6 protein-coding genes are annotated in these 4,923 nt (G+C 73.3%); 4 read left to right on the forward strand and 2 right to left on the reverse strand.

The features are described 5' to 3' along the window. The first annotated feature begins 113 nt into the window (after window positions 1–113). A complete protein-coding gene (locus AC2W7G_RS09035; RefSeq protein WP_485868146.1) occupies window positions 114–332 on the forward strand; it encodes an ROK family protein in 219 nt (72 codons plus the stop codon). Between the two features lie 2 nt (window positions 333–334). Then, on the forward strand, window positions 335–1,369 hold the full coding sequence (locus tag AC2W7G_RS09040) for an ROK family glucokinase (protein ID WP_485868141.1): 1,035 nt from the start codon (window positions 335–337) through the stop codon (window positions 1,367–1,369). Here the strand turns inward: AC2W7G_RS09040 and AC2W7G_RS09045 are convergent. Further along, window positions 1,275–1,688 (reverse strand): hypothetical protein, encoded by a 414-nt coding sequence (locus AC2W7G_RS09045; RefSeq protein ID WP_485868142.1) that lies wholly within the window; start codon window positions 1,686–1,688, stop codon window positions 1,275–1,277. The two genes, AC2W7G_RS09040 and AC2W7G_RS09045, sit on opposite strands and share 95 nt — an antisense overlap. Before the next feature lie 107 nt (window positions 1,689–1,795). Between AC2W7G_RS09045 and AC2W7G_RS09050 the strand changes: the two genes are divergently transcribed. Beyond that, window positions 1,796–2,545 (forward strand): lysophospholipid acyltransferase family protein, encoded by a 750-nt coding sequence (locus AC2W7G_RS09050; RefSeq protein ID WP_485868143.1) that lies wholly within the window; start codon window positions 1,796–1,798, stop codon window positions 2,543–2,545. Between the two features lie 58 nt (window positions 2,546–2,603). Beyond that, complete coding sequence (locus tag AC2W7G_RS09055) at window positions 2,604–3,944, forward strand: class II 3-deoxy-7-phosphoheptulonate synthase (protein WP_485868144.1); 1,341 nt, start codon at window positions 2,604–2,606, stop codon at window positions 3,942–3,944. Window positions 3,945–4,031: 87 nt separating this feature from the next. Here the strand turns inward: AC2W7G_RS09055 and AC2W7G_RS09060 are convergent. Beyond that, window positions 4,032–4,923, reverse strand: an 892-nt coding sequence (locus AC2W7G_RS09060) for a PASTA domain-containing protein (RefSeq protein ID WP_485868145.1), incomplete at its 5' end; no start/stop codon positions are given.

The following is a 4,923-nucleotide window of genomic DNA, read 5'->3' on the forward strand; positions in this document are numbered from 1 at the left end:
CGTGGGCGACGACCCCGACCGCCTGACCGGCCCGCTGGTGACCCAGCTGGCCAGGCGGCGACCCGCTGTGCGACGACCTGCTCGCCGACCTCGGCCGCTGGCTGGGGGAGGGCATCGCGTCCCTGGCCACGGTGCTCGACCCGACCGTGGTCGCGATCGGCGGCGGCGTCGCGGCGGCCGGCGACCACCTGCTCGACCCCATCCGCCGGGCGTTCGAGGCGTCGCTGCCCGCCCACGGGCACCGTCCGCTCGCCGACCTGCGCCTAGCCACGCTGGGCAACGACGCGGGCCTGGTCGGCGCGGCCGACCTCGTCCGCAGCGAGCCGGTGTAGCCGTGGCCGAGAAGCTCAGCATCGGCATCGACATCGGCGGCACCAAGGTCGCCGCCGGCGTCGTCGACGAGGACGGGCGCGTGCTGGAGCGGCTGCGCCGGGACAGCCCGACGACGAGCTCGCTGGACGTCCTGGACGCCATCAGCGAGATCACCGAGGAGCTGCGCCGCAACCACCACATCCGCTCGATCGGCATCGGTGCCGCCGGGTTCGTGGACGCCACGCAGTCGACCGTCGTGTTCTCGCCGCACCTGGCCTGGCGGCACGAGCCGCTGCGCGACGCGGTGTCGCGCCGCACGGGGCTGCCCGTGCTGGTCGACAACGACGCCAACGCGGCCGGCTGGGCCGAGTGGCGCTTCGGCGCCGCGCAGAACGAGTCCGACCTCGTCCTCATCACGCTGGGCACGGGCATCGGCGGCGCGGTCGTCATCGACGGCCAGGTCTACCGGGGGCGCTACGGCATCGCCGGCGAGTTCGGCCACATGCAGGTCGTGCCCGACGGACGTCCGTGCGAGTGCGGCAACACCGGCTGCTGGGAGCAGTACGCCAGCGGACGCGTGCTGGCCCGGCGGGCCAGGGCGGCGGCCGACGACGGCACGACGCTGGGCAAGGCGCTCCTGCGCGACGCCGGCTCGCTCGACGCGATCGGCGGCCAGCACGTCACCCGCCTGGCGCAGGCCGGCGACGACGAGGCGATCGCCTGGATCCGCGAGGTCGGGGAGTGGCTGGGCAGCGGCATCGCCAGCCTCGCCGCCGCCCTCGACCCGGGCATCTTCGTCATCGGCGGCGGCGTCAGCGACGCCGCCGAGCTGCTCATCGAGCCGGCTCGCCAGACGTTCGCGGCGTCCCTGACCGGCCGCGGCTACCGCGCCGAGGCGCGCATCGTGCGGGCCCACCTGGGGCCGGAGGCGGGCATGATCGGCGCCGCCGACATGTCACGCGTCAGAGCACGGCGCCGTCGTCCGGAAAGTCCCGGTGCGAGGGTCCGTATCCGGGGAGCGTCGAGACCAGCACGACCGCCCCGGCGACAAAGATGAGCACGGCGCCCAGGACGACCGCCTGAGGCAGGTCCAGGCCGAGCAGCGTGGCCACGACCAGCAGCGCGGGTCCGCCCAGCGCACCGGCCCAGCCGAGCTGGCGACGCGGGTCGAACGCCCGGGCCGGCGGCGGCGGGGGCTGGCGGTAGAACTGCTCGTCCTCGTCCGGGGCGTCGTCGGCCCACGGGTCGTCGTCGGCCTGCGCCGCGGCCTGCTCGCGGGCCCGCCGGGCGTCCGCCTCGTCCATGGCCGAGAAGTCCAGGTCCAGGCCCTCGACGAGCCGGCGGAACTCGTCGTCGGAGGGGTCGCGGTCGCTCACCCCACCAGTCTCGCAGGCCGTCCGCAGCCGCGAAAGCACCACGCCAGCGCGACGACGGGCGCCGGACGCGGGCCGGGGTACAGTTGCGCCGTCCACAGGGAGGTCGAGTGTTCTACTGGTTTCTGAAGTTCCTGGCGCTGGGTCCGCTGCTCAAGCTGATCTTCCGCCCGTGGGCCGAGGGCACCGAGAACGTCCCGCGCGAGGGCGCCGTCATCCTGGCCTCGAACCACCTGTCGTACGCCGACTGGCTGTTCATGCCGCTGGTGATCCCGCGTCGCGTGACGTTCGTGGCCAAGGCCGAGTACTTCGAGACGCCCGGCCTCAAGGGCTGGTTCCAGAAGAAGTTCTTCTCCGGCGCCGGCCAGGTCCCCATCGACCGCAGCAGCGGCTCGGCCGCGGCGGGAGCGATCCGCACCCAGCTGCGGCTGCTGTCCGAGGGCGAGGTCTGCGGCATCTACCCCGAGGGCACCCGCTCGCACGACGGACGGCTGTACCGCGGCCGCACGGGCGTCGCGCGCCTGGCGCTGGAGGCGCAGGTGCCGGTGATCCCGGTCGCCGTCGTCAACACCGACGTCATCGCCCCGCCCGGCAAGGTGTTCGGCCGGTTCGTCCGTCCCGGCGTCCGCTTCGGCGAGCCGCTGGACTTCAGCCGCTACGACGGGCTCCAGGAGGACCGCTTCGTCCTGCGCGCGATCACCGACGAGATCATGTACGAGATCATGCGCCTGTCCGGCCAGCCGTACATCGACATGTACGCCACCGACGCCAAGAAGCGCGACAAGGAGCTGCGCGACGCCGCGAAGGCCGCCGCCAAGGACGCGGTCGAGCCGTCCGAGGACGACGCCCCGGCGGCGTAGCGTCTCACCGCCGCGCACGGGTGCCGGACGCCCGGGGGCCACGCCGTATCCTGGGCCGGTGAGCACCATCCCCACCCTCGAAGAGCTGGACGCGCTCGGACGCGTGCAGCAGCCCACCTACGAGGACCCGGCCGCCCGTGACGCCGCCGTGTCCCGCCTGCGCCGCATGCCTCCGCTCGTCTTCGCCGGCGAGTGCGACGCCCTCACCGAGAAGATGGCGGCCGTCGCGCGCGGCGAGGCGTTCCTGCTCCAGGGCGGCGACTGCGCGGAGACGTTCGAGGGCGTGACCGCGGAGAACGTCCGCAACAAGCTGCGCGTGCTGCTGTCGATGGCCGTCGTGCTCACCTACGCCGCGAGCGTCCCGGTCGTGAAGGTCGGCCGCCTGGCCGGCCAGTACGCCAAGCCGCGCTCCAGCGACTCCGAGACCCGTGACGGCGTCACGCTGCCGGCCTACCGCGGCGACGCGGTCAACGGCTTCGACTTCACGCCCGAGGCCCGCCAGCACGACCCGAACCGGCTGCTCGAGGTCTACCACGCGTCCGCCTCGACGCTGAACCTCGCGCGCGCCTTCACCACCGGCGGCTACGCCGACCTGCGTCAGATGCACGCCTGGAACAAGGACTTCGTCCGCAGCAGCCCGCTGGGCCAGCGCTACGAGGCCGTGGGGGCGGCCATCGACAAGGCGCTCGCGTTCATGGACGCGATCGGCATCGACCCCGAGGAGCTGCACGCGGTCGACTTCTACTCCTCGCACGAGGCGCTGCTGCTGGAGTACGAGCAGCCGATGACCCGCATCGACTCGCGCACCGACAAGGCGTACGACGTCTCCAGCCACATGCTCTGGATCGGTGAGCGCACGCGCCAGATCGACGGCGCCCACGTCGAGCTGCTCAGCCGCGTGGCCAACCCGATCGGCGTCAAGCTCGGCCCCACGACGTCCCCGGACGACGCGCTGGCCCTGGCCGCGAAGCTGAACCCGGACAACACGCCCGGCCGGCTCACGTTCATCACGCGCTTCGGCGCGGGCAAGATCCGCGACGGCCTGCCGCCGCTGGTCGAGAAGGTGCGCGCCGCCGGACTCGAGGTCGCCTGGGTCTGCGATCCCATGCACGGCAACACGTTCGCCACCGAGAACGGCTACAAGACGCGCGAGTTCGACGACGTCATCGACGAGGTCCGCGGCTTCTTCGAGGTGCACCGCTCGCTGGGCACGTGGCCCGGCGGCGTCCACGTCGAGCTGACCGGCGACGACGTCACCGAGTGCCTCGGCGGCGGCGCCAAGCTGTCGCAGGAGGACCTGGTCACCCGCTACGAGACGCTGTGCGACCCGCGCCTGAACCGCGCGCAGAGCCTCGAGCTGGCCTTCCTCGTCGCGGAGATGCTCGCCGAGCGCAGCTGACCTGCCCCACCGTCACCGCCCGGTCGTCCCTCAGGGGGCGGCCGGCGGAGTCGTTCCTAGGGCCGGCGAGCCGCGGACGCGGGCCGGTCAGCAGTAGATGACGACGGTGGTGCCGCGCTTCTGCTTGCCGCCCGAGGGCGTCTGCACGACGACGCGGTCGTTGCCCGGCAGCACGTCGCGCACCTGCGGCTTGAAGCCGGCGTCCGTCAGCGCCTTCTCGGCCTCGGCGCGGGGACGGCCGCGGACGTCCGGCACGGGGACGAGCTCGGGGCCCTTGGAGACGACGAGCTTGACCGGGTCGCCGCGGTAGAGACGTCCGCCGCGCGGGTCCTGGTCGACCACGACGCCGGCCGCGACCGTGTCGGAGAAGGTCTCGCTGACCTGCGGCTTCAGACCGGCGTCCTCGAGCGCCTTGACCGCCGCGTCGCGCTTGCGCCCGACCTGGCTGGTGACCTCCACCGGCTGGCGGCCCTTGCTGACCGTCAGGTCGACCGGGGTGTCGCGCTTGAGCAGCGTGCCCGGCTTGAGGGTGGTGAGCTCGACGACCCGTCCCTTGGCCACCTCGTCGTCGTAGACCTGCTTGACGTCGCCGACCGCGAGGTTGTTGTCCTCGAGCGTCGCGGTGGCCTCCTCGAGCGTGCGTCCGGCGAGGTCGGGCGCCGCGTAGCGCTCCTTGCCGCGCGAGACGACCGCGTCGATGGTGGCCTCGGGCAGCACCTTGTCGCCGGGTCCGGGGTCGGTGCTGATGACGGTGCCCTTCGGCACGGTCTCGGAGAACTCCTGACCGGACACCTCGAGCGTGAAGCCGTCCTGCTCGGCGGTCTGCTGGGCGCTGGTCAGCGAGGCGCCGACGAGGTTCGGAGCCTCGGTGTAGCGGCCGACTCCGTAGTACCAGCCGCCGGCCGCGGCCAGCACGGCCAGCAGGAGCACGGCGAGGAGCAGCAGGCCGCCGCGGTCGGCGGCGTCGTCGGCGCGGGCG

Source organism: Aeromicrobium sp. PFPM2_SD2 (assembly GCF_057364525.1).